We start from the raw sequence: 20,297 nt of genomic DNA on the forward strand, positions 1-20,297 counted from the left end.
CGCCCTCATTAAGGGCGGTTTTTGCGTTATTTAGGCTGCTTTTCTCAGAATTTCTTCACTTTTATTGCGCAGAAAGAGTGACCTTCCAGTCGGCTTGGTTCAAACTACAGACCTTTCATGCAGGGAGATGTAGGGCGATGCAAGGCCACCCAGACGTTATCGATTACCTCAACACGTTGCTGACCGGCGAGCTGGCCGCGCGTGACCAATATTTTGTTCACTCGCGCATGTATGAGGACTGGGGTTTCACCAAGCTCTACGAACGAATCAATCACGAGATGGAAGAAGAAGCGGGTCACGCTGACGCGCTGATGCGCCGGATTCTGATGCTCGAAGGCACGCCGCGCATGCGTCCGGATGATCTGGATGTCGGCAGCACCGTGCCGGAGATGCTCGAAGCCGATCTGCGTCTCGAGTACAAAGTCCGTGCCGCACTGTGCAAAGGCATTGAGTTGTGCGAACAGCACAAAGATTACGTCAGCCGCGAGATCCTGCGGGTTCAGCTCAACGATACCGAAGAAGATCACACCTACTGGCTGGAAAAGCAGTTGGGCCTGATCAAGCTGATTGGTCTCGAGAACTACCTGCAATCTCACACCTGATTGCCCTTATACAAAAAAGCCCCTGTCACTGTTGCGGTGACAGGGGCTTTTTCATGCCCGGCGTTTAAGCGCGATCGCGAATCAGCAACGGCTTGAGGTAATGCCCCGTGTGAGATTGTTTCATCTCGGCCACTTGTTCCGGGGTGCCGGTGGCGATGATCTGTCCACCTTTGGAGCCACCCTCCGGCCCGAGGTCGACCAGCCAGTCGGCGGTCTTGATCACGTCGAGGTTGTGTTCGATCACCACCACGGTGTTGCCGTGGTCGCGCAAGCGGTGCAGTACGTCGAGCAATTGCTGGATATCCGCGAAGTGCAGGCCGGTGGTCGGCTCATCGAGGATATACAAGGTCTTGCCGGTATCGCGCTTGGACAGCTCGCGTGACAGCTTGACCCGCTGCGCTTCACCGCCGGACAAGGTCGTCGCCGACTGCCCGAGCTTGATGTACGACAGACCGACGTCCATCAGCGTCTGCAGCTTGCGCGCCAGCGCCGGTACCGCGTCGAAGAACTCCCGCGCTTCCTCGATGGTCATTTCGAGCGTTTCGTGGATGCTCTTGCCCTTGTATTTGATCTCAAGGGTTTCGCGGTTGTAGCGCTTGCTCTTGCACACGTCGCACGGCACGTAGATGTCCGGCAGGAAGTGCATTTCCACCTTGATCAGGCCATCGCCCTGGCACGCTTCACAGCGCCCGCCCTTGACGTTGAACGAGAAACGCCCCGGACCATAGCCACGGGAGCGCGACTCGGGCACGCCGGCGAACAGTTCGCGGATCGGAGTGAACAGGCCGGTGTAGGTTGCCGGGTTGGAACGCGGCGTACGACCGATCGGGCTCTGGTCGATATCGACCACCTTGTCGAGATGTTCCAGGCCTTTGATGCTGTCGTGCGCGGCAGCTTCCAGCGTGGTCGCACCATTGAGTGCCGTGGCGCTCAGCGGGAACAGCGTGTTGTTGATCAGGGTTGATTTGCCCGAGCCGGACACACCGGTCACACACGTCAGCAGACCAATCGGGATTTCCAGGTCGACGTTGCGCAGGTTGTTGCCGCGCGCGCCCTTGAGCGACAGGGTCAGCTTCTTGTTGCGCGGTGTGCGTTTGGCGGGCACTTCGATTTTCACTCGCCCGGACAGATACTTGCCCGTCAGGGAGTCAGGATGCGCCATGACTTCGGCTGGCGTACCTTCGGCGACGATCTGCCCACCATGCACGCCGGCACCCGGGCCGATATCCACGACATAGTCAGCCAGACGAATGGCGTCTTCGTCGTGCTCGACCACAATCACCGTGTTGCCGATATCGCGCAGGTGCTTGAGGGTGCCGAGCAAGCGATCATTGTCGCGCTGGTGCAGGCCGATGGAAGGCTCGTCGAGGATGTACAGCACCCCGACCAGACCTGCACCGATCTGGCTGGCCAGACGAATCCGCTGTGCCTCACCGCCGGACAGGGTGTCCGCACTGCGATCGAGCGACAGGTAGTCAAGGCCGACGTTGACCAGAAACTGCAGACGCTCGCGAATCTCCTTGAGAATCTTGTCGGCAATTTCGCCGCGGCGGCCGGTCATCTTCAGCTCGCCGAAATACTCGCACGCATCGCCGATCGGCAGATTGGTCACCGCCGGCAGGGTTTTCTCACCTACCCATACGTGCCGCGCCTCACGGCGCAGGCGAGTGCCACGGCAGTCCGGGCAAGCCTGGGTGCTGAGGAACTTGGCCAGTTCTTCACGCACGCTGGCCGACTCGGTCTCGCGGTAGCGGCGCTCGAGGTTCGGCACGATGCCTTCGAACGGGTGCGAGCGTTTGACGATATCGCCGCGGTCGTTCAGGTATTTGAAATCGACGTTTTGCGAACCGCTGCCGTGCAGGATGAATTTCTGCTGGTCGGCGGGCAGTTCGTTGAACGGTACTTCCAGACTGAAGCCATAGTGCGAGGCCAGTGACCCGAGCATCTGGAAGTAATAGACGTTGCGCCGGTCCCAGCCGCGGATCGCCCCTTCGGCCAGTGTCAGGTCGCCGTTGACCAGGCGTTTGATGTCGAAGAATTGCTTAACGCCCAGACCGTCACAGGTCGGGCAGGCGCCGGCCGGGTTATTGAAGGAGAACAGCTTGGGTTCCAGCTCGCTGATCGCATGGCCGCAGATCGGGCAGGCAAAGCGTGCGGAGAAGATCATCTCTTCGCCCGGCTCGTCGTCCATCGGCGCGACCAGGGCAATGCCGTCTGCCAGTTTCAGCGCGGTCTCGAATGACTCGGCCAGACGTTGCTGCAGGTCGGCGCGGACCTTGAAGCGGTCGACGATCACGTCGATCGAGTGCTTCTTCTGCTTGTCCAGTTTCGGCAGTTCATCAAGCTCGCAAATGCGGCCGTTGACCCGCGCGCGGACGAAGCCCTGCGCGCGCAATTCCTCGAACACCGACAAGTGCTCGCCCTTGCGTTCGCGGATCACCGGCGCCAGCAACATCAGTTTGCTGCCTTCCGGTTGGGCCAGCACCAGGTCGACCATCTGGCTGACGGTCTGTGCTTCCAGCGGAATATCGTGATCGGGGCAGCGCGGCGTACCGACGCGTGCATACAGCAGACGCAGGTAGTCGTAGATTTCGGTGATGGTGCCGACCGTGGAGCGCGGGTTGTGCGAGGTCGACTTCTGTTCGATGGAGATCGCCGGCGACAGGCCTTCGATGGTATCGACGTCGGGTTTTTCCATCATCGACAGGAACTGACGGGCGTAGGCCGACAGCGATTCGACATAACGGCGCTGACCTTCGGCGTACAGCGTGTCGAAGGCCAGAGACGATTTGCCGGATCCGGACAGGCCGGTGATGACGATCAGTTTGTCCCGTGGCAGGGTCAGGTCGATGTTCTTCAGGTTGTGGGTACGGGCCCCACGTATCAGGATCTTGTCCAAAGTGGCCTCGCTCGGCGGGCGTCGAAAACGTAGGAGTATACGGGCAAATACTGGATGGATGCACACTATCAAGCGAAGCGTTTTTTGCTCTACATGAAGAGAGTTTCATCTATACGTGGCAAAGCGTCGCGATATACCCCGTCTTTCGATGGGACTGGTAGAATCGCCGCCGGTTCACACGAGGTTTTTCCATGCACGATCCCCACAGCGAACGCATGAGTGGTAGCGAGACCCGCGCGGCGAGCGGTCTGGCCCTGGTGTTCGCCTTCCGTATGCTTGGCATGTTCATGGTGTTGCCGGTCCTGGCGACCTATGGCATGGATCTGGCGGGCGCGACCCCGGCCTTGATCGGGTTGGCCATCGGCGCTTACGGCCTGACCCAGGCGATTTTCCAGATTCCGTTCGGGATCATTTCCGACCGTATTGGCCGGCGCCCCGTCATTTACCTGGGCTTGATCGTCTTCGCCCTTGGCAGTGTGCTGGCCTCGCAGGCGGATTCGATCTGGGGCGTGATCGCCGGTCGCATCCTGCAAGGCGCCGGGGCGATTTCCGCGGCGGTCATGGCCTTGCTCTCCGATCTCACTCGCGAACAGCACCGCACCAAGGCGATGGCCATGATCGGCATGACCATCGGTCTGTCGTTTGCCGTGGCCATGGTCGTCGGGCCGTTGTTGACCCGGGCTTTCGGGCTCTCGGGCTTGTTCCTCGCCACCGGGGCGATGGCCCTGATTGGTATCGCCATCATCCTGTTCGTGGTGCCGAAGTCCACCGGGCCATTGCAGCATCGTGAGTCCGGTGTTGCGCGGCAGGCGTTGATGCCGACGCTCAAGCATCCGGATCTGCTGCGCCTGGATCTGGGCATCTTTGTGTTACATGCCATGTTGATGTCGAGCTTCGTGGCCTTGCCGCTGGCGCTGGTGGAAAAGGCCGGTTTGCCCAAGGAACAGCACTGGTGGGTCTACCTCACCGCGTTGTTGATTTCGTTCTTCGCCATGATCCCGTTCATCATCTATGGCGAGAAGAAACGCAAAATGAAACGAGTTTTGCTCGGCGCCGTCATGACGCTGATGCTCACTGAGCTATTCTTCTGGCAGTTCGGTGACAGCTTGCGGGCGCTGGTGATCGGCACGGTGGTGTTTTTCACCGCGTTCAATCTGCTGGAGGCCTCATTGCCGTCGCTGATCAGCAAGGTTTCACCGGCGGGCGGGAAGGGCACGGCGATGGGCGTGTATTCCACCAGTCAATTCCTGGGTTCGGCACTCGGCGGGATACTTGGCGGCTGGCTGTTTCAGCATGGCGGTCTGTCGGTTGTGTTCCTTGGATGTGCCGGTCTGGCTGCCATCTGGCTGGCCTTTGCTGTTACCATGCGCGAACCTCCCTACGTGACGAGTCTGCGCTTGCCGTTGTCGCCCGAGGCGATCCGTGAAGCGGGTCTGGTCGAGCGCCTCAAGGCCCTCGTAGGGGTAACAGATGCAGTGATAGTCGCTGACGAAGCGGCTGTTTACATCAAACTGGACAAAGAATTAGTGGATCGCGACACCCTCGAACGCCTGGTCAACAACCCGGCCGGGGCTGCTTGCGAAGCCTAGGAGAACGTTATGGCCCGTGGGGTTAACAAAGTCATATTGGTCGGCACTTGCGGCCAGGATCCCGAAGTTCGCTACCTGCCTAACGGTAACGCCGTGACCAACCTGAGTCTGGCAACCAGCGAACAGTGGACCGACAAGCAAACCGGTCAGAAGGTCGAGAAGACCGAATGGCACCGTGTGTCGATGTTCGGCAAGGTTGCCGAGATCGCCGGCGAATACCTGCGCAAGGGTTCGCAGGTCTACATCGAAGGCAAGCTGCAGACCCGCGAGTGGGAAAAAGACGGTATCAAGCGTTACACCACCGAAATCGTGGTCGACATGCAAGGCACCATGCAACTGCTCGGCGGCCGTCCACAGCAGGGCGACCAACAAGGCGGTGGCAACAACTACCAGCAGCAGGCTCCGCGTCAGCAGGCGCCACGCCCGCAGCAGTCGGCTCCGCAACAGCGCCCGGCCCCGGCTCCACAGCAGGCCGCACCGCAACCGGCTCCGGATTTCGACAGCTTTGATGACGATATTCCGTTCTGATTGGTTGCTGCATCCGCGTTAAATAAAAAGGCCCGTCGCGACAAGCGACGGGCCTTTTTTGTGGGAGCGAGCCTGCTTGCGAAGGCGTCGGGTCAGTCAAAACATTTATTGAATGACAGTCGGTTATCGCGAGCAGGCTCGCACAGGTTGTTCGTTTTCAGTCGAGGATCAAGTGGGGCAGAAACCGGCTGGAGTCTTTCGTAATGAGGCTGTTGTCTTCGCGCACACCAATCCCCGCCGCCTGGTCGCCAATCACCCACGAGCCGATCAGGGTGTAGCTGTCATCGAACTTCGGTAACGGCGCAAACGCCTGCAGGATAAACGGCGCATCGGTGTAAGGTCCGTCCTCTTTGACGATCAGACCTTCCGCCGTTTGCAGTTCGATGTTGGCGCCTTCGCGGGAGAAATACGGTTTGCGCACCCAGCCTTTCGGCACCGCACTGGCTGGATTTGGATCAAGGTGCGCCGCGAGCAGGTTCGGGTGCCCCTTATGCAGCTCCCACAGCAATGGCAGCGCGCCCTTGTTCGACAGGATCGACTTCCATGCGGGTTCGAAGAACTGCGTGTCGCACTCGGCAATCGCTGGCCCAAACGGTTCGTGGAAGATGAACTCCCAGGCATGGAGCTTGAACAGGTGCGGGATCCAGCGATCCTGCAGATCAACGAAGCGGCCTTCGGCTGTCAGGCCGATGTCTTCGATGTCGATGTGCCGCGACTCGATGCCGACTTTTTCTGCGATCAGGCGCAGATAGTCGGTGGTGCCGCGGTCTTCGACGGAATCTTTCATCGAGGCGAAGTAGAACGGCCGCTTGAGCCGCAACTCGGAAAACGCCTGATGCAGTTTGGTATCAATGCTGTTGAACTGGTCGGCATGGCGCGGCAGCATCCCGCGCTCGATGCATTGTTCCAGCCAGCCCCACTGAAACGCCGCCGCTTCATAGAGGCTGGTCGGTGTGTCGTAGTTGAGCTCCAGCAGTTTCGCCGGGCCGTTGCCGCTGTAGGAAAAGTCCATGCGTCCGTACAGATGCGGATGACCTTCCAGCCAGGATGTTCGGATCATGTCGTAGTACGAAACCGGAATACTCAGACGATCCAGCAGTTCTTCGCTGCGCACCACGCGATCGACCAGATCCATGCACATCTCGTGGAGTTCGGTGGTCGGGTCCTCCAGATCGTTTTCGATCTGAGCGAGCGTGAACTGGTAGTAAGCGCTTTCGTCCCAGTACGGTTCGTCGTCGATGGTGTGGAACAGAAAACCGAGCTCTTCGGCGGTCTGTTGCCAGTCGGGGCGCTCGGCGCAGTGGATCTTCTTCATGGTCAGCTGCTCGAACTGCCCCAGCCGCCCCAACCGCTGCGCGCCGAAGACTGACTGCCGAAGCCGCCGCGGGAGGTCGAGGAAGCGACATTTACCGATTTGCTTCGAGTGCTGTCGTAGCTGCTGGTGTCGGTACGACTCGTCGGTGCCGACTCGATTTTGCGGTATTGCGTCGAGGTGGTGTAGGTCTGGCGGTCATCGTCGCGATCTCGATATACCGTACGGTTCGCGTTGTTGCTCATCGCGTTGCCGATCAGCCAGCCACTCAACCAGCCATTGCCCCCGCCCCCGGAAGAGTGGGACGTGCTTTGCACATGCTGTGCAGCCGCTGCTTCACCCGCGGGCATTTGCGCATTGGCCACAGCGTCGAGATTCTGCGGTGCTTCACCGTTTTGCGGCACCTTGAACCCGCCGAGTTTCGGTACAAAGCGGCCAGCGGAATTTTTTTGACACCAGTCCGCGGCAAAATCTGCATCGCACTGGGCCTTGTCGTCGTAGGCCGGTGCAATGCGCCGGTGCTCGGTCAGCGCCGCGACGTAGGCGTTGGTGCAGGCATCGGCGGCCACTTCGGCGCCGACGCACTCCTCGACAGATTGAAAGCGTTGCGTGTCCTGCGCGGCCACCTCGCCGGAAATCGCCAGCGCCACTGAAGCGGCGAGGGACAGTTGAACGTACTTGCTGCGTTTCATCGAAGGCTTCCTGCCGATCAGTTGGACGGGGTCATGCATGCGGCGTTGAGCATGCCGACGCTGATGGCCACTGCGGCCACGTAGATGCCCGAGGCGATTTCACCGTTGGCGATGCGCTGGGACGTGCCCTTGAGCACCAGACCGGTTGCCAGGAATGCCAGCAGTTGCACCACGGCCGCAATCACCGCCCAGAGTACGAAGTCGAGGACGTTGACCGAGTGGGAGATGATGTTGCTTGCCGGAATCGCGAACCCGATGATTGCACCGGCCAGGGCGATGGCCGCAGCACTGTTGCCGGCGCGAATCAGCTCGAACTCTTTGTGCGGGGTGATGCGGGTGTAGATGAATTGAAACAGCATGAACAGCAGCACGGCGCCGATCAGGTAGACAGCGAAACCGGTCAACGCGGTCTTGTTCAGGGAAACGGCCAGCACTTCCAGCATGAAAAACTTCCTTATTTAAATGGTGCCCAGGTCAGTCGTGTACAGCGAGATGCCCAGTGAGGTGCTCAGGCTGACGGTGCCTTCTTCGTCTTGTTCGACGGAGAACAGCAGCAGTTCGCGGCGATCGGTCAGGCCGGTGTCGCGCGCGTAAAGCATCGAGTGATGGTTGATGGTGTAGCTCTCGTCCGGATTGACCACGTGTTCGGTCATCGGCACCAGTTCGGTCTGGCCTTGTTCGGTGCCCCATTCGCGGAGGTATTCGACACCCTGATGGGTGTAGGCCGGCAGACCGATCAGGCTGTTGGGGCCGGCCAGGCGCTGCAGTTCGGCGTCACTGTTCACGGTCACGTAGCTGAGGTAGTTGAACAGGGTGACCGATTCGACCTGGTCATCACCGGTGACGTGGATCTGTACCCAGAAATCCTCGTCGTTCATGTAATAGCGGTGCAGTTTGTTGGACTGGCCGAGGTCCACCCAGCCTGCGCTCCAGATCGCCTGATCGAAAGGCACCCGAACCGACGTCGAACCGTCGAGCAGCAGCGCCAGGGTCGAATCGAACCGGACGCCTTTGCCCTGGGCCATCCCGAGTGGGCCGCTGGCGGCGGTCGAGGTTGGCGCAGCGGCCTGCCAGTTGCTGGTGCCCAGCAAATCTTTAAACCATCCCATGGGTACGTTCCTTGAGGCGGGTGGAGGTGTTCGTCGTAAAAAGCGCCGCTAGTGTACCGGGCCGGGCGGCGAACGAGCAGTGACATTTGCACTGCACAAACCATGCGGGAGCGGGCTTGCTCGCGAAGAGGGAATGTCATTCAACAGGGATGTCGTTTGACACTGCGTCTTCGCGAGCAAGCCCGCTCCCACCGGTTTTGTTTATGGGTTTACTGAGCGGACTTCTGCTTCAGGCGCTCGAGGATCGCATTGGCGCTGCCTTCGTTCGGCGTGATGCCAGCGTCGCGCAGTTTGCGTTCCAGATCGTTGCCGGTCGAAGCGTCGGCCAGTTCGTCCGCCGCGCTCAACTCGGCCGCGCGTTGCTGCTGCTTGGCTTGCAGGCGGTTCAGGGTGCCGACGGCCGTTTCCAGTTTGCCGTTGGCGCCGCCGCTGGCGATGGATGCGCTGACTTGGGCTTTCTGCACGCTGTCGCGGGCCTTGGCCATGTCCACTTGCTGGCGCAGGCTCTTGATTCGCGCTTCGGCCTTGTTGATGTCCTTGCGCATGTTTTCGGCGTAGGTGCCGAATTCGTCGCTGAGCTTTTTCTCGGCGGTGAGGTCATTGGTCAGGGTCGAAATCGCTTCGGCCACTTCCATGGCGAGGTCTTCACGGCCAGCGTTCAGGGCCGAGACCGCCTTGGCTTCCAGGTCCTTGATCTTGGCGTCGTACTCGCTCACGCGGTCGGCTGCCAGTTTGTGCTTGGCCATGATGGTGACCAGTTCGCGACGGGCGTTGGACAGCGCGGTGTCGGCGTCGCGGATTTCCTGGTCGAGGATGCGCAGGGCCTGTTGATCGACGATCGCTTCGCCGACTTCATTGGCGCCGCCGCGCAGTGCGGTGAACAACTTGCTCCAGATGGACTGAGTCATTGGATATTCCCTGTTGATTACTTGAAGAAGTGTTCGAAGGCTTCGCTCGCGCGCTGCACGTTGTCGACCAGGGTTTTCACCTCGGTGACGACGTTGGTCAGGCTCGAGTCGGCGCTGAGGGCGCCAAACATGTTGTAAACGGTCTGCCCGTTCGGCATCGACTCGATACCGATCGACGACAGCGGGAACATTTCCCGGCTGCGCAGCACGGCGTCGTTGAAGGCGCGCACGTCAGTGATCGAATCGCTGTCCACCAGCACGGTGTCGACGATGATCTGTGCACCGGCCAGGGCGATGTGAATCGGCAGACCGCCGAATTCGTTCATTTCCAGCTTGATGCTGGGTTCGGAGCTCTGGATCAGAGACAGTGTGATCTCGTGCGAAGCCACCTCATCCAGTGCCTTGAGGGCGTTGAAGAGGCTATCAATGTTCCAGTTGTTGCCTGCGCTCATGTAATTCTCCGACATGAATGAGCCAGCCAGAATCGGTTGGCGTAGCTGTTGCTCCATTTGCTTGAGCAAGCTTCGGTTTTCCGGAAGCACCCAAGTTTCGTGTTTCACATAACCGGCGGCAGCCAGGCCCGCACGCATCTGCTTCATGTAGAAGCTCGACGGCTTTTTCGCGGACGGTTTCGAGCGCTCTCCCTTTGGGCTCTCTGACGCAACAGTGGGGGAGCGGCTTTTCATGGCGATGACTCCGTTATGAACATCTCACGCGTGAGCCACACTACAACCAATTCAAAGTGCCATCAATGGCTCACGCGTGAGATTTTTTCGATGCATCGAAAAAGTCCTGACGCGCACGGTTCGTCAGTGTTTTTGCCGTGAGGAACACATCGCCTGGTGGTATCTGAAATGTTGTGTCAGCTCGTCAAAATTATTTTGGATTTTAGTAGTTGTTTTTTGTTGTTTAAGTTTTAGTGAATATTCCTACATTGCTTTTTCTGATTTCTGTAAGAGCTAATACTTGCATGCAGTAGGAGTGATGGTGCGCTTTTTATTTGAGTAACATTAAGAAATAACGCGGGTTCGCAACTCTCGAAAACTTATTCTAGGTTTTGTGTGTGCACACCTTCACTCCGGTGGGAAGTTGGTTCGACCACTGGCCCTTTAACTTTTTGAGGAAATCATTATGACTTTCGAAAAAGCATCTTCCGCTGGCGATTCTCAGATCGGCTGAGCTAGCCAATGAGAACCGGGGCCTTATGGCCCTGGTTCTTGATGAACTTGTTTTTAACTGTATCTGAGGCTGCTATATGAAACTTTGCCTGAAGCCGACCATCATTCCGTTCAAACTTGAAGGCCAGGTTGTTCTGCGGTTCAACGGGCAATACGCGAAGATCCCCGACCCCTATGGTGCTATCTGGGAATTCGCAACTGCACTGGACGGCAGTGCGCCATTCGAAACGATGATTAACCAGGTGGCCGAACGTTATCCCGCAGTGGATCAGGAGGATCTGCGCAGCGTTGCGCAGGATTTGATCAGATACCGACTGGTCGAGAGTCCTGATGCGTTCGAGACGACTTCTCTTTCGGAGCATGATCGCAACAGATTTTCCCGAAACATCGATTTTTTCGGGTCGATGGCGGCGGTGGGAGAGAACAAGTTTTCCTCTCAGGAGAAACTGCGTGCGGCCAGGGTCTGCGTACTGGGTTGCGGCGGGCTCGGCACCCATATCCTGTTCGATCTGGTAGCGCTGGGTGTACATCACCTGACGATCCTTGATTTTGACAAGATCGAGTTGAGCAACCTGAATCGACAGATCCTTTACAAGGAGAGCGACATCGGGATGCCGAAGGTCGAGACCGCCCGGCGCCGGTTGCTTGAGTTCAACAGTCACCTCGACATCACCGCCCATGAGACGCGCCTTGAATCGGCTCAGGATGTCGCCAGAGTCGTAAGTGGCCACGATATTGTGATTTGCGTTGCCGACAAACCCGCGAACTACATGGCCGACTGGCTGAACGAGGCCTGCGTTCAGGAGGGCGTCCCCTTCATATCCGGTGGGCTCGATGTGCGCCGCTCGGTTTTCTATTCGGTGGTACCCGGCAGCTCGGGGTGCGGTGCTTGTTGGCTGACTTCGGCGCGCAACAAAAGCAGCCTGGTTAACAGTATTTCGACCATGGCCAAGCAACACGACATAACCTACCGGCACCCAGGCCCGGCACTGGTGACCCTGGTGGCCGTGACCGCGGGCATGATGGTGAGCGAAACCGTCAAGATCCTTACCGGCTGCCAGCCGCCACAATTGACCAACAAGCTCAAGGAATTCACCTTCGACGATCTGGATGTCGGCATTGCCGAAGTCTGGCAGCAGAATCCGGACTGCCCGGTGTGCGGGCATCTCGCCAATTCGCAGCAGCTATCCGTGCAGACGGAGACCGTCTAGATGTTCAAGCTGCTGGCGTCCTATGTCATCACGTCCGTTTGCTCATGGGCCATTGCATTTCTCATCCCGCTTTACGTCTATGAGCAGACAGGCTCCCCTGTCTGGACATCGCTGGCTTTTTTCGCGGCGATGGCGCCTTACATACTGGTCACCCCCTTTGCCGGGGTGTGGAGTGATCGCTACAGCAAGCGGCGATTTCTGATCGGTGGCGATCTTATCAACATTGCCATCGGCAGCCTGATGTATGTCGCCGTGAGCACCTTGTCCGGGGACGCCTTGAGCATCACGCTGTTGCTGCTGAGCTTCATGCTGGCAAGCGTTGGCGCAACCCATCACCCGGTATTTCAGAGCATCGCTCCTGCGCTGGTCGAGGGGCGAAAACTTCATCGGTTCAATGCGATCGTCAACGCCAGTGACAACATCATTCGCATCGTTGCGCCGATCAGCGTGGCAGCGGTACTGGCTTTCAGCACCAAGGAGCGGATTCTCGTTGTCAGTATTGTCGGCTTTGCGCTCTCTCTGCCGCTTTGCTACTGGCTAAAAGAGCAGGGCAAACCTCAGCCCGCCACCACCCGGGTCTTCACCGAAATCAAAGCCGGGCTGCTCTATGTCCTTCGGCATCGAGAACTGTGTTCATTGGTTGTGCTGTTCTTCTTCTGCAACTTCGGTTTTGCCCTGATCGGTGCCAGCCTGATCTATGTTTTCACCACGCTCCTGGCTGTGCCGTTGAGCGATGTCGGCTACTACTACGGACTCATTGGCGCAGGTGCCGTTGCCGGATCAGCAACAGGTGCAGTTTTTGTGAAGCGCTATCCGGCTGGCGTGCTCATCCGGGGCAGTTGCCTGCTGGCAGGGATCTTCACGTTGGCCGCAGCGCTGGCGAGCGAGCCCTGGACACTCGCGGCGCTTTGGGCGCTTTCCACCTGCTGCCAATCCGTGGTGGTCATCGCTTTTTTCACCTATCGCCAACAAGTGGTTCCGCAAGCCATTCTGGGGCGGACTGTCGGGGTCACCAGGCTCATTGCCTATCTGGCTATTCCGCCCGCAAGCTTGCTCAGTGGATGGCTGTTGCTCCAATTTTCCAGCAGCGCTCTTATTCTTGCGTCAGGTGGTCTGTGTATTATTTTTGCCTCTCTGTGTGCTTATTTTCTCGCCAGGTATGAGCGACAAGTTGTTTGCAGTGATGCACAGTGATTAAAACACTGCCGTCAGGACTTAAGTGCTTTGGTTCGTTTGTCACTGAATGGTTTGGTCATTGGATGGCCGGGTGAGAGTTAAAAGGAATTTTATGGTGCAAAAAGATAACAAGTTATACGGCGATGATGTAGTGCATGCTATTCAAGCGGTCACCGGTGGGTCCATATGGGACACGTGGCTGGACGCTGGCGCGTTAAATAGACTGGTTCATCATGAACTGTTGGTGGCAATGGGGAGTGGCCATGTTTCTTTGAGTGGCATGCGCTATTTTCTGGTGCAGCATCATTACTACTCTCGAAACTTCACTCGCTTTCTTTGTGCGGTTATCAATCGCCTTGATTCACTCGACGACATCAAGCTTTTAATGGAAAACCTGCAGGAGGAAATGGGTATTGACGGTGACGATAAAGTCACCCATGCCGATCTGTTCCAACGATCTCTCAAGATTGTGGGCACCCACGCCACGGCGCAGCCGCCTTTGCCCCAGACCATTGAATTTACCCATTCGATCATGAAATTTTGCCGCAGTGAAAATCCGGTTGAGGGGCTCGCGGCGCTATGCCTGGGGGCTGAAGCCATCGTGCCATTGCTCTACAAACCGATTCTGGCGGCGCTGGAGAGGCTGAATATCAGTGAGGAAGGTCTGGAGTTTTTCCGCATACACATCGAAGAAGATGAAGGGCACGCGGTCACCATGCTGAAGATTCTGGGGCGATTGACTCGACACGCACCTGAAGCAAAGGTGATTGCGATGCAAATCGGGCGTCAGGCGATCAACAAGCGATGCGTCATGTTTGACGCTATATGGAGGGAAGTTCGAGAGCAAAGGTAGGTCGCGCGATCATGCAAATTGCCGGGCATTACCGGATGTTCGTGCAGATTGAAACAGGCCCGGTGCCATCAATGTTGGCGCAAGCGCTTGATTCATTGTGCATTCTTGTTGCGCGGCGATTGGCCTGAACTCTGCACTTCCAACGACTACATTCATCGAGTCGCTGAAGGGGGACGCATGACCCCAACGCCGAGCAAAAAATTGGTAGTCGCCCATTCAGTTCGTAACGGGGCGCCACAGCACGAAGTGCAGACCAACAAGGCACTGGCACGCTGGCTGGCACACATCATCGGGCTCAAATTCGGTGGTAGCTACGACCCGGAAAAACACCGTGGTCGCGACCTGTACTGGCTGCCGACGCAAACCATTGTTGGCGCCAAACAGGCGCAGCAATTGGGCATCAAAGGTGCGAATGACTTGTGGGGCGGATTCGTCGAACACGATTTCATCTGCACCAAAGCCATCAGCCACGGCCTGCGCAGTCATCTGGCCCACGCGCCCCAGGGCTGGGCGCCTTTGTTCTCCAAGCGTGTGCGCGACGTGGTGCTCGATGGCCTTACCGTGTTTGCTCTGGAAGATGCGCGACCGGCTGCCGAGCATTTGCTGCACAGCGGGCCGATCCGCCTGAAGCCGACTCACGCCTGTGCCGGTCGCGGCCAGGAAGTTATCAACAGCCTCGACGCGTTCGACGAGGTACTTGCCCGAGCTGAAGCTGCAGAGTTGTTTCGCGATGGTGTGGTGCTGGAGCAGGACCTGAGTGAAGTGATCACCCATAGCGTCGGCCAGTCATTCATCGGCGGCAAGGTGCTGAGCTACTGCGGTGATCAATACTTGACTCAAGATGCCCATGGCGAAGACGTCTATGGTGGTTCGAATCTGCTGGTGGTGCAGGGCGGTTATCCGCAGTTGCTGGCGCTGGAACTGCCGGACGCTGTACGGCTGGCCATCGAGCAGGCGCAGGTCTTCGACCGGGCGGCGGATGAGGCTTATCCGCGGTTCTACGCTTCGCGCCGCAACTACGACATTGCCCAGGGCCTGGACAGCAATGGCAAACCGCGCAGTGGTGTGCTCGAACAATCCTGGCGCATGGGCGGTGCCAGCAGCGCCGAAGTGGCGGCGCTGCAAAGCTTCGTCAACGATCCGGGCATGCGCGCGATTCGCGTGTCTTCGGTGGAAACCTACGTTGATCAGCCACTGCCGGCGGACGCCATCGAGGTGTATCGCGGGCCGGCCGAGAACAGCGAGTTTCTCCTCAAATACGTAACGGTCAAACCCTATGACGGCTAGAAGCGAAAGCATTCAAATCGACATTGATGATGAACAGATGAGCGGGACGTTTCTCAGTCCCAAATCCAAGGTGCCCGGTGTGTTGTTTGTCCACGGCTGGGGCGGTAGCCAGGAGCGCGACCTGGAGCGGGCGAAAGGCATCGCCGGTCTTGGCTGCGTCTGTCTGACCTTCGATCTGCGCGGCCACACCGGTGGCACCGGCATTCCACTGACCCGGGTCACCCGCGAAGACAACTTGCGCGATCTGCTCGCAGCCTACGACCGCCTGCTCGCGCACCCTGCGCTCGACACCTCGGCGATTGCGGTGGTCGGCACCAGTTATGGCGGTTACCTCGCCTCGATCCTCACTTCGTTGCGTCCGGTGCGCTGGCTGGCGCTGCGGGTGCCGGCGCTGTATCGCGATGAGCAATGGCACACGCCCAAGCGCGATCTGGACAAGGCCGATTTGCGTGATTACCGAAGCACCTTGGTCCGTGCCGACACTAACCGTGCGCTGCATGCCTGTTCGCAATTCACCGGGGATGTGTTGCTGGTGGAATCGCAAACCGATGACTACGTGCCCCACGCAACAATCATGAGTTATCGCGCGGCGTGTCAGCAGACTCATTCGCTGACGCACCGGATTATCGACGGCGCCGATCATGCATTGAGCGAACCGGTGTCGCAGCAGGCGTATACCTCGATTCTGGTGGACTGGATTACCGAGATGGTGGTGGGGGAGCGCTTGAGCATCATTCAGTCGAGATAGCCTTCTCAACTTCAACAAAAAACCTCAGGACGGTTTCTTCTCGATCCGCAAGGCCTTCGCCTTGGCCTCCACCAGCAAATACATCACCACCGTAATCAGCAACGGCAACAGAAAATAAATCGCCCGGTATGCCAGCAATCCCGCCACCAGGCTGCCGCGTGATGCTTCATGTTGCAGCAGCGCGACGAACACCGCTTCCAGCACACCCAGCCCCGCCGGTATGTGGGTGATGACCCCGGCAATCGCGCTGATCAACAACACGCCCAGTACCAGCGGATAATCCAGTTTGCTCGGAAGCAGGGTGAAGATCACCGCCGCCATCAGCGACCAGTTCAAGGCACCGAGCAACAGTTGCAGCACGGCCATGCGCAGCGACGGCAGGTTGATTTCCACCCCACGAATCGACCACTCGCGGCGCTTGGAAAACTGACACGCCGCGAGATACCCGGCGCTGATCAGCAGCAATAGGATACCGACGCCCTGCAATGCATCGCTGCTCAGTTTCCATCCCGGCGGCATGCGCACCAGGCCACTGCTGAATACCACACCGGCAATGGTCATGTAGCCGAACCAGTTGGTCGCCAGACTCAAGCCGAGAATCTTCGCAATGTTGCCTTTGCTCACGCCCAGGCGCGAATACAGCCGATACCGCATGGCGATACCGCCGACCCAGGCGCTGAGATTGAGGTTGAACGCGTAACTGATGATCCCCACGGGCAGGATCTGTTTCCAGGTCAGGTCCTGGCGAATGTAGGTGCGGCCGATCAGGTCGAAACTGGCGTAAGTCAGGAAACTCAGCAAGGTCAGGCCGGCAGCGATGATCAGTGTGCGCACCTTGAAGTCGGCGAGGGTTTGCAGCACTTCGGCCCATTCGATACGGGTGGCGAACAGCGTCAGCAAGACGATCAACGCGAGGAAAAACAACAGCGTCAGTGGGCGTTTCCAGCGGCTCCATTTCGAGTGAGTCGCTGGCGCGGCGTGGCCTGTCGAGTGTGCTTCGGAGTGGCTCATGACTGGCCACCTCGAAACGGCTTGAGCCGTGGTTTGTGCGCCGGCAGCCAACCGGCCATCGCCGGGAAGTGCCGCAGAAAGTGAAACACCAGAAAACCTACGGTCATGTGCCAGATCCGTCCGCGCGGGGACATGTCGGCGTCCATGGCCTTGCAGTGGTTCTGGCTGAGGTCTTCGAGGCGCTCGAACAAATGCTGATTGAATTCCCGATCGCGAATCAGCACGTTGGCTTCCAGATTCAGCGACAGGCTCAGCGGGTCGAGATTGCTCGAGCCGACGGTGCTCCATTCTTCGTCCACCAGCGCCACCTTGCCGTGCAGCGGTCGCTGGCAATACTCGTGGATCTGCACGCCGGCCTTGAGCAGGTAGTCGTAGGTCATGCGCGCCGCGAGTTTGGCCACCAGCATATCGGGCTGACCTTGCAGGATCAGCCGTACATCGACGCCACGCCGCGCCGCATTGCGGATCTCGCGCAGCAGACGGTAGCCGGGGAAAAAGTAGGCGTTGGCGATCACCACCCGGTGTTTGGCCCGGCGCAGTGCCTGCAAGTACACGTCCTCGATATCGGTGTGGTGCTGATCGTTGTCGCGAAAGACCAGGCGCACCTGACCGTCGTGGTCGCTGAAGGCCATGTCTGCGCGACGCTGGCGCCGACGCTGCCACCAGAAGCGTGCGCGTCCGGGGCGACCGCTTTGCACCAGGGCAAAGTGATGCAGGTCAGCAACCGCTGGGCCCTGAATCTGCACGGCATAATCCTGTTTGGCTTCGGGGCCGAAGTCGGCCAGGTGATCGCCGGAAAAATTGATCCCGCCAATGAACGCAACCAGGCCGTCGACCACTACGATTTTGCGGTGTAAGCGGCGGAACCAGTTGGTGCGAAAACCCAGGTGCTTGGGCGCCGGATCAAACATCTGCAGGTGCACGCCCGCATCATTCAGGGCCGCGAGATAACCGGTGGTCAACTCGCCACAGCCAAAGCCGTCGAGGCTGACGGTGGTGCGCACGCCGCGCTGTGCCGCGTCGATCAGGATCTGCTGCAACTCTGCGCCGACCTTGTCTTCGAAAACGATGAAGGTTTCCAGCAGGATTTCACTTTTCGCCGCACGCATGGCGTCGAACACCCGGGGAAAATATTCTTCGCCGTTTTCCAGGAGTTCGACACGGTTATTGCCTTGCCAACTGTACTCGACGTCAACCTGGCCGGGCTCGCGCACGGGCGGGGCGATGCTGATCGGTTCCACGGTGGATTTCTCCAGCGGTGCGCTGTTCATAATTCAATCTCCACCGATAAAGGGGCGTGGTCGGAAAGGTGTGACCAGGGCCGGTTCGCCAGGACTTTCGGCTGGCGGGCCTTGAGGTTGCGTACGTAAATGCGGTCGAGCCGCAGGGTCGGCAGGCGCGCCGGAAAGCTGCGTGCGGGTTTGCCGTGATGCTCGGCGAAGACCTCGCGCAGGCCCCAGGGTGTGAGGAGCGCATCGGCGCGCTGGCGCCAGTCGTTGAAGTCGCCGGCGATGATCACCGGGGCATCGTCCGGCAGTTCCGCAAGGCGTTGGCCGAGCAGCTTCAACTGCGCGTTGCGGTGGCTTTCGCGCAGGCCCAGGTGCACGCAGATCGCATGCACCTCGACCCCGTCACCGGGCAGGCGCAGCACGCAGTGCAGCAGGCCGCGGTTCTCGTGGCCGCTGATCGAGACGTCGAGGTTGTCGTGGCGGATGATCTGGAATTTCGACAACAGCGCATTGCCGTGATCGCCCTCCGGATACACCGCGTTGCGCCCGTAGGCGAACTGCGGCCAGAGGCTGTCGGCGAGGAATTCATACTGCGGCATCGTCGGCCAGTTGCTATAGCGCTTGGGGTGATGTTCGTGGGTGCCGTGGACTTCCTGGAGAAACACCACGTCGGCGGCGACGCTGCGCACCGCTTCGCGCAGTTCCGGCAGGATGAAGCGCCGGTTGAGGGCCGTGAAGCCCTTGTGGGTATTGACCGTCAGTACAGTGAAAGTGCGCACCGTCGGCGCGACCACCGAACCTTCATCGGTGAAGCCCACCGGTTCAGGAATGCTCATGGCAACACTCCTTCTGCGGCGCTTTCACCGGGGGCGGTGGCGAGGTCGTTATCGAGCCCGAAACGCTGCAGCAGATTACGCGCGTCGTAGGGCGCACGGACTTTGATGTCGTTGTCGAAGTAGCAAAACACTTCCCGGGATTTACGTGCGCGCGGCTTGAGTTGCGGGGCGATCAGTTGCGCATCTTGCGGTTGCCGGCCGTGGTGCCAGGCTTCGATACGCTCGGCCCAGCGCTTGAGGGCCGGCGCGGTGTAGCCGCTGGCGTAGAGTTCTTCGGCACCGTGCAGGCGCAGGTAGACGAAGTCGCTGGTGAGGTCTTCGCGGTACGGCCACTTACCGGCGGTGTCGGCGATCACCAGCGCGGTATTGTGGCGTTTGAGCAGGCGCACGAAGTCCGGGTCGATGAAGCTGTCGTTACGGATTTCCACGGCATGGCGCAGCGCTTTTTTGCCGTAGGCCTTGAGGCTGGCGTGGCCGTGCAGGTGAGCATCGTGTTGATGGGCAAGGGCGGCGGCAGCTTCAGGGGTATGGGGCAGTTGAGCGAGAAAGTGTTCGAAGCGCTGCGGCTCGTATTTGAAGTTGGGCGGAAACTGCCAGAGGATCGGGCCGAGTTTTTCCTTGAGTTCAAGCACCCCGGACGCGAAGAAGTTCGCCAGCGGTTTTTCGATGTCGCGCAAGCGGCGAATGTGGGTGATGAAGCGCGGCGCCTTGACGCTGAACACGAAGTCGTCAGGCGTTTCGGCGTACCACTGCGCGTAGCGTTCGGGCCGTTGCAGGGCGTAGAACGATCCATTGATTTCGATGCTGTTGACCGCCCGCGATGCGAACTGCAATTCACGTTTCTGCGCCAGTCCCTTGGGGTAGAAATCCCCGCGCCACGGAGCGTAGCGCCAGCCGGAAATACCGATGTGAATCGTTGCCATGTCGCCCTCCCGTAGTCAGTCCTCGTACAGCCTGTGTGTGTTGATGACTGTGGGCGGTTCGGGAAAGTTTCGGTGGCGTTACGGACGGTACATTTTTGCGCGCTCCACGAAAAACAATGTGCGAGGGGGCTTGCTCCCGAAGGCGATGGGTCAATCAGCGTTGATCGCGACTGATACCCCGCTTTCGCGAGCAAGCCCCCTCCCAC

19 protein-coding genes are annotated in these 20,297 nt (G+C 59.0%); 8 read left to right on the forward strand and 11 right to left on the reverse strand.

The features are described 5' to 3' along the window. Positions 1–137: 137 nt before the first annotated feature. A complete protein-coding gene (bfr, locus tag K5Y35_RS10735) occupies positions 138–602 on the forward strand; it encodes a bacterioferritin (protein ID WP_123463697.1) in 465 nt (154 codons plus the stop codon). A gap of 64 nt (positions 603–666) precedes the next feature. On the opposite strand, the gene uvrA is transcribed toward bfr, so the two are convergent. Continuing rightward, a complete protein-coding gene (gene uvrA / locus K5Y35_RS10740; RefSeq protein WP_123463699.1) occupies positions 667–3,501 on the reverse strand; it encodes an excinuclease ABC subunit UvrA in 2,835 nt (944 codons plus the stop codon). A gap of 191 nt (positions 3,502–3,692) precedes the next feature. Here uvrA and K5Y35_RS10745 point away from each other — a divergent pair, with 191 nt between their 5' ends. Next, positions 3,693–5,090 carry an MFS transporter gene (locus K5Y35_RS10745; RefSeq protein WP_123463701.1) on the forward strand — a complete coding sequence of 466 codons (1,398 nt, stop codon included), beginning with the start codon at positions 3,693–3,695 and terminating at the stop codon, positions 5,088–5,090. A 9-nt stretch (positions 5,091–5,099) separates the two neighbouring features. Then, positions 5,100–5,618, forward strand: coding sequence for a single-stranded DNA-binding protein (locus K5Y35_RS10750; RefSeq protein ID WP_007966163.1), 519 nt, complete (start codon positions 5,100–5,102; stop codon positions 5,616–5,618). Between the two features lie 157 nt (positions 5,619–5,775). On the opposite strand, the gene K5Y35_RS10755 is transcribed toward K5Y35_RS10750, so the two are convergent. The 6 genes from K5Y35_RS10755 to K5Y35_RS10780 all read right to left on the reverse strand — a co-directional run bounded on the left by K5Y35_RS10755 (position 5,776) and on the right by K5Y35_RS10780 (position 10,325). Further along, on the reverse strand, positions 5,776–6,933 hold the full coding sequence (locus K5Y35_RS10755; protein ID WP_222834198.1) for a glutathionylspermidine synthase family protein: 1,158 nt from the start codon (positions 6,931–6,933) through the stop codon (positions 5,776–5,778). A 2-nt stretch (positions 6,934–6,935) separates the two neighbouring features. After that, the gene (locus K5Y35_RS10760; RefSeq protein ID WP_222834199.1) at positions 6,936–7,622 is read right to left on the reverse strand and encodes a DUF1190 domain-containing protein; all 687 of its coding nucleotides are present in this window, start codon (positions 7,620–7,622) and stop codon (positions 6,936–6,938) included. Between the two features lie 17 nt (positions 7,623–7,639). After that, positions 7,640–8,065, reverse strand: a complete 426-nt coding sequence (locus K5Y35_RS10765; RefSeq protein ID WP_123463706.1) for a DUF350 domain-containing protein — start codon at positions 8,063–8,065, stop codon at positions 7,640–7,642. Positions 8,066–8,080: 15 nt separating this feature from the next. Next, positions 8,081–8,731 (reverse strand): DUF2491 family protein, encoded by a 651-nt coding sequence (locus tag K5Y35_RS10770; RefSeq protein WP_222834200.1) that lies wholly within the window; start codon positions 8,729–8,731, stop codon positions 8,081–8,083. Positions 8,732–8,940: 209 nt separating this feature from the next. Further along, positions 8,941–9,639 (reverse strand): PspA/IM30 family protein, encoded by a 699-nt coding sequence (locus tag K5Y35_RS10775; protein WP_123463710.1) that lies wholly within the window; start codon positions 9,637–9,639, stop codon positions 8,941–8,943. A gap of 17 nt (positions 9,640–9,656) precedes the next feature. Next, positions 9,657–10,325, reverse strand: a complete 669-nt coding sequence (locus tag K5Y35_RS10780; RefSeq protein ID WP_123463712.1) for a YjfI family protein — start codon at positions 10,323–10,325, stop codon at positions 9,657–9,659. 569 nt (positions 10,326–10,894) lie between these two features. Here K5Y35_RS10780 and K5Y35_RS10785 point away from each other — a divergent pair. From K5Y35_RS10785 to K5Y35_RS10805, 5 genes are all read left to right on the forward strand, one after another. Then, complete coding sequence (locus tag K5Y35_RS10785) at positions 10,895–12,028, forward strand: HesA/MoeB/ThiF family protein (protein WP_222834201.1); 1,134 nt, start codon at positions 10,895–10,897, stop codon at positions 12,026–12,028. Beyond that, positions 12,029–13,222, forward strand: coding sequence for an MFS transporter (locus K5Y35_RS10790; protein ID WP_128614742.1), 1,194 nt, complete (start codon positions 12,029–12,031; stop codon positions 13,220–13,222). A 97-nt stretch (positions 13,223–13,319) separates the two neighbouring features. Continuing rightward, positions 13,320–14,057 carry a TenA family transcriptional regulator gene (locus K5Y35_RS10795; protein ID WP_222834202.1) on the forward strand — a complete coding sequence of 246 codons (738 nt, stop codon included), beginning with the start codon at positions 13,320–13,322 and terminating at the stop codon, positions 14,055–14,057. 177 nt (positions 14,058–14,234) lie between these two features. Continuing rightward, positions 14,235–15,344, forward strand: coding sequence for a DUF3182 family protein (locus tag K5Y35_RS10800; RefSeq protein ID WP_222834203.1), 1,110 nt, complete (start codon positions 14,235–14,237; stop codon positions 15,342–15,344). Continuing rightward, positions 15,334–16,092, forward strand: coding sequence for an alpha/beta hydrolase family protein (locus K5Y35_RS10805; RefSeq protein ID WP_128614745.1), 759 nt, complete (start codon positions 15,334–15,336; stop codon positions 16,090–16,092). The genes K5Y35_RS10800 and K5Y35_RS10805 overlap by 11 nt, the downstream gene beginning before the upstream one ends. 24 nt (positions 16,093–16,116) lie before the next feature. Here the strand turns inward: K5Y35_RS10805 and K5Y35_RS10810 are convergent, their stop codons facing one another. From K5Y35_RS10810 to K5Y35_RS10825, 4 genes are read right to left on the reverse strand one after another with little or no spacing between them, the layout of a single operon-like run. Next, entirely contained in the window at positions 16,117–17,103 is a 987-nt protein-coding gene (locus K5Y35_RS10810) for a lysylphosphatidylglycerol synthase domain-containing protein (RefSeq protein ID WP_186746092.1), read from the reverse strand. Beyond that, complete coding sequence (clsB, locus tag K5Y35_RS10815; RefSeq protein WP_222834204.1) at positions 17,100–18,374, reverse strand: cardiolipin synthase ClsB; 1,275 nt, start codon at positions 18,372–18,374, stop codon at positions 17,100–17,102. Before clsB ends, K5Y35_RS10810 begins: the two co-directional genes overlap by 4 nt. After that, the gene (locus tag K5Y35_RS10820) at positions 18,371–19,168 is read right to left on the reverse strand and encodes an endonuclease/exonuclease/phosphatase family protein (RefSeq protein ID WP_123463726.1); all 798 of its coding nucleotides are present in this window, start codon (positions 19,166–19,168) and stop codon (positions 18,371–18,373) included. The genes clsB and K5Y35_RS10820 overlap by 4 nt, the downstream gene beginning before the upstream one ends. Continuing rightward, positions 19,165–20,091: a DUF72 domain-containing protein gene (locus tag K5Y35_RS10825; protein ID WP_128615433.1), complete on the reverse strand. Its 927-nt coding sequence runs from the start codon at positions 20,089–20,091 to the stop codon at positions 19,165–19,167. The genes K5Y35_RS10820 and K5Y35_RS10825 overlap by 4 nt, the downstream gene beginning before the upstream one ends. Positions 20,092–20,297: the final 206 nt, after the last annotated feature.

The sequence above is a fragment of the Pseudomonas sp. SC3(2021) genome (assembly GCF_019856535.1).
Classification (GTDB): Bacteria; Pseudomonadota; Gammaproteobacteria; order Pseudomonadales; family Pseudomonadaceae; genus Aquipseudomonas; species Aquipseudomonas monsensis.

What these genes read in the sequence shown, in the direction of transcription:
- K5Y35_RS10755 (WP_222834198.1), bottom strand. Translation starts at nt 6,933, where the DNA reads ATGAAGAAGATCCACTGCGCCGAGCGCCCCGACTGGCAACAGACCGCC.
- K5Y35_RS10790 (WP_128614742.1), top strand. Translation starts at nt 12,029, where the DNA reads ATGTTCAAGCTGCTGGCGTCCTATGTCATCACGTCCGTTTGCTCATGG.
- K5Y35_RS10745 (WP_123463701.1), top strand. Translation starts at nt 3,693, where the DNA reads ATGCACGATCCCCACAGCGAACGCATGAGTGGTAGCGAGACCCGCGCG.
- K5Y35_RS10820 (WP_123463726.1), bottom strand. Translation starts at nt 19,168, where the DNA reads ATGAGCATTCCTGAACCGGTGGGCTTCACCGATGAAGGTTCGGTGGTC.
- K5Y35_RS10825 (WP_128615433.1), bottom strand. Translation starts at nt 20,091, where the DNA reads ATGGCAACGATTCACATCGGTATTTCCGGCTGGCGCTACGCTCCGTGG.
- K5Y35_RS10760 (WP_222834199.1), bottom strand. Translation starts at nt 7,622, where the DNA reads ATGAAACGCAGCAAGTACGTTCAACTGTCCCTCGCCGCTTCAGTGGCG.
- K5Y35_RS10805 (WP_128614745.1), top strand. Translation starts at nt 15,334, where the DNA reads ATGACGGCTAGAAGCGAAAGCATTCAAATCGACATTGATGATGAACAG.
- K5Y35_RS10780 (WP_123463712.1), bottom strand. Translation starts at nt 10,325, where the DNA reads ATGAAAAGCCGCTCCCCCACTGTTGCGTCAGAGAGCCCAAAGGGAGAG.
- clsB (WP_222834204.1), bottom strand. Translation starts at nt 18,374, where the DNA reads ATGAACAGCGCACCGCTGGAGAAATCCACCGTGGAACCGATCAGCATC.
- K5Y35_RS10765 (WP_123463706.1), bottom strand. Translation starts at nt 8,065, where the DNA reads ATGCTGGAAGTGCTGGCCGTTTCCCTGAACAAGACCGCGTTGACCGGT.
- K5Y35_RS10810 (WP_186746092.1), bottom strand. Translation starts at nt 17,103, where the DNA reads ATGAGCCACTCCGAAGCACACTCGACAGGCCACGCCGCGCCAGCGACT.
- K5Y35_RS10750 (WP_007966163.1), top strand. Translation starts at nt 5,100, where the DNA reads ATGGCCCGTGGGGTTAACAAAGTCATATTGGTCGGCACTTGCGGCCAG.
- K5Y35_RS10800 (WP_222834203.1), top strand. Translation starts at nt 14,235, where the DNA reads ATGACCCCAACGCCGAGCAAAAAATTGGTAGTCGCCCATTCAGTTCGT.
- K5Y35_RS10770 (WP_222834200.1), bottom strand. Translation starts at nt 8,731, where the DNA reads ATGGGATGGTTTAAAGATTTGCTGGGCACCAGCAACTGGCAGGCCGCT.
- bfr (WP_123463697.1), top strand. Translation starts at nt 138, where the DNA reads ATGCAAGGCCACCCAGACGTTATCGATTACCTCAACACGTTGCTGACC.
- K5Y35_RS10785 (WP_222834201.1), top strand. Translation starts at nt 10,895, where the DNA reads ATGAAACTTTGCCTGAAGCCGACCATCATTCCGTTCAAACTTGAAGGC.
- K5Y35_RS10775 (WP_123463710.1), bottom strand. Translation starts at nt 9,639, where the DNA reads ATGACTCAGTCCATCTGGAGCAAGTTGTTCACCGCACTGCGCGGCGGC.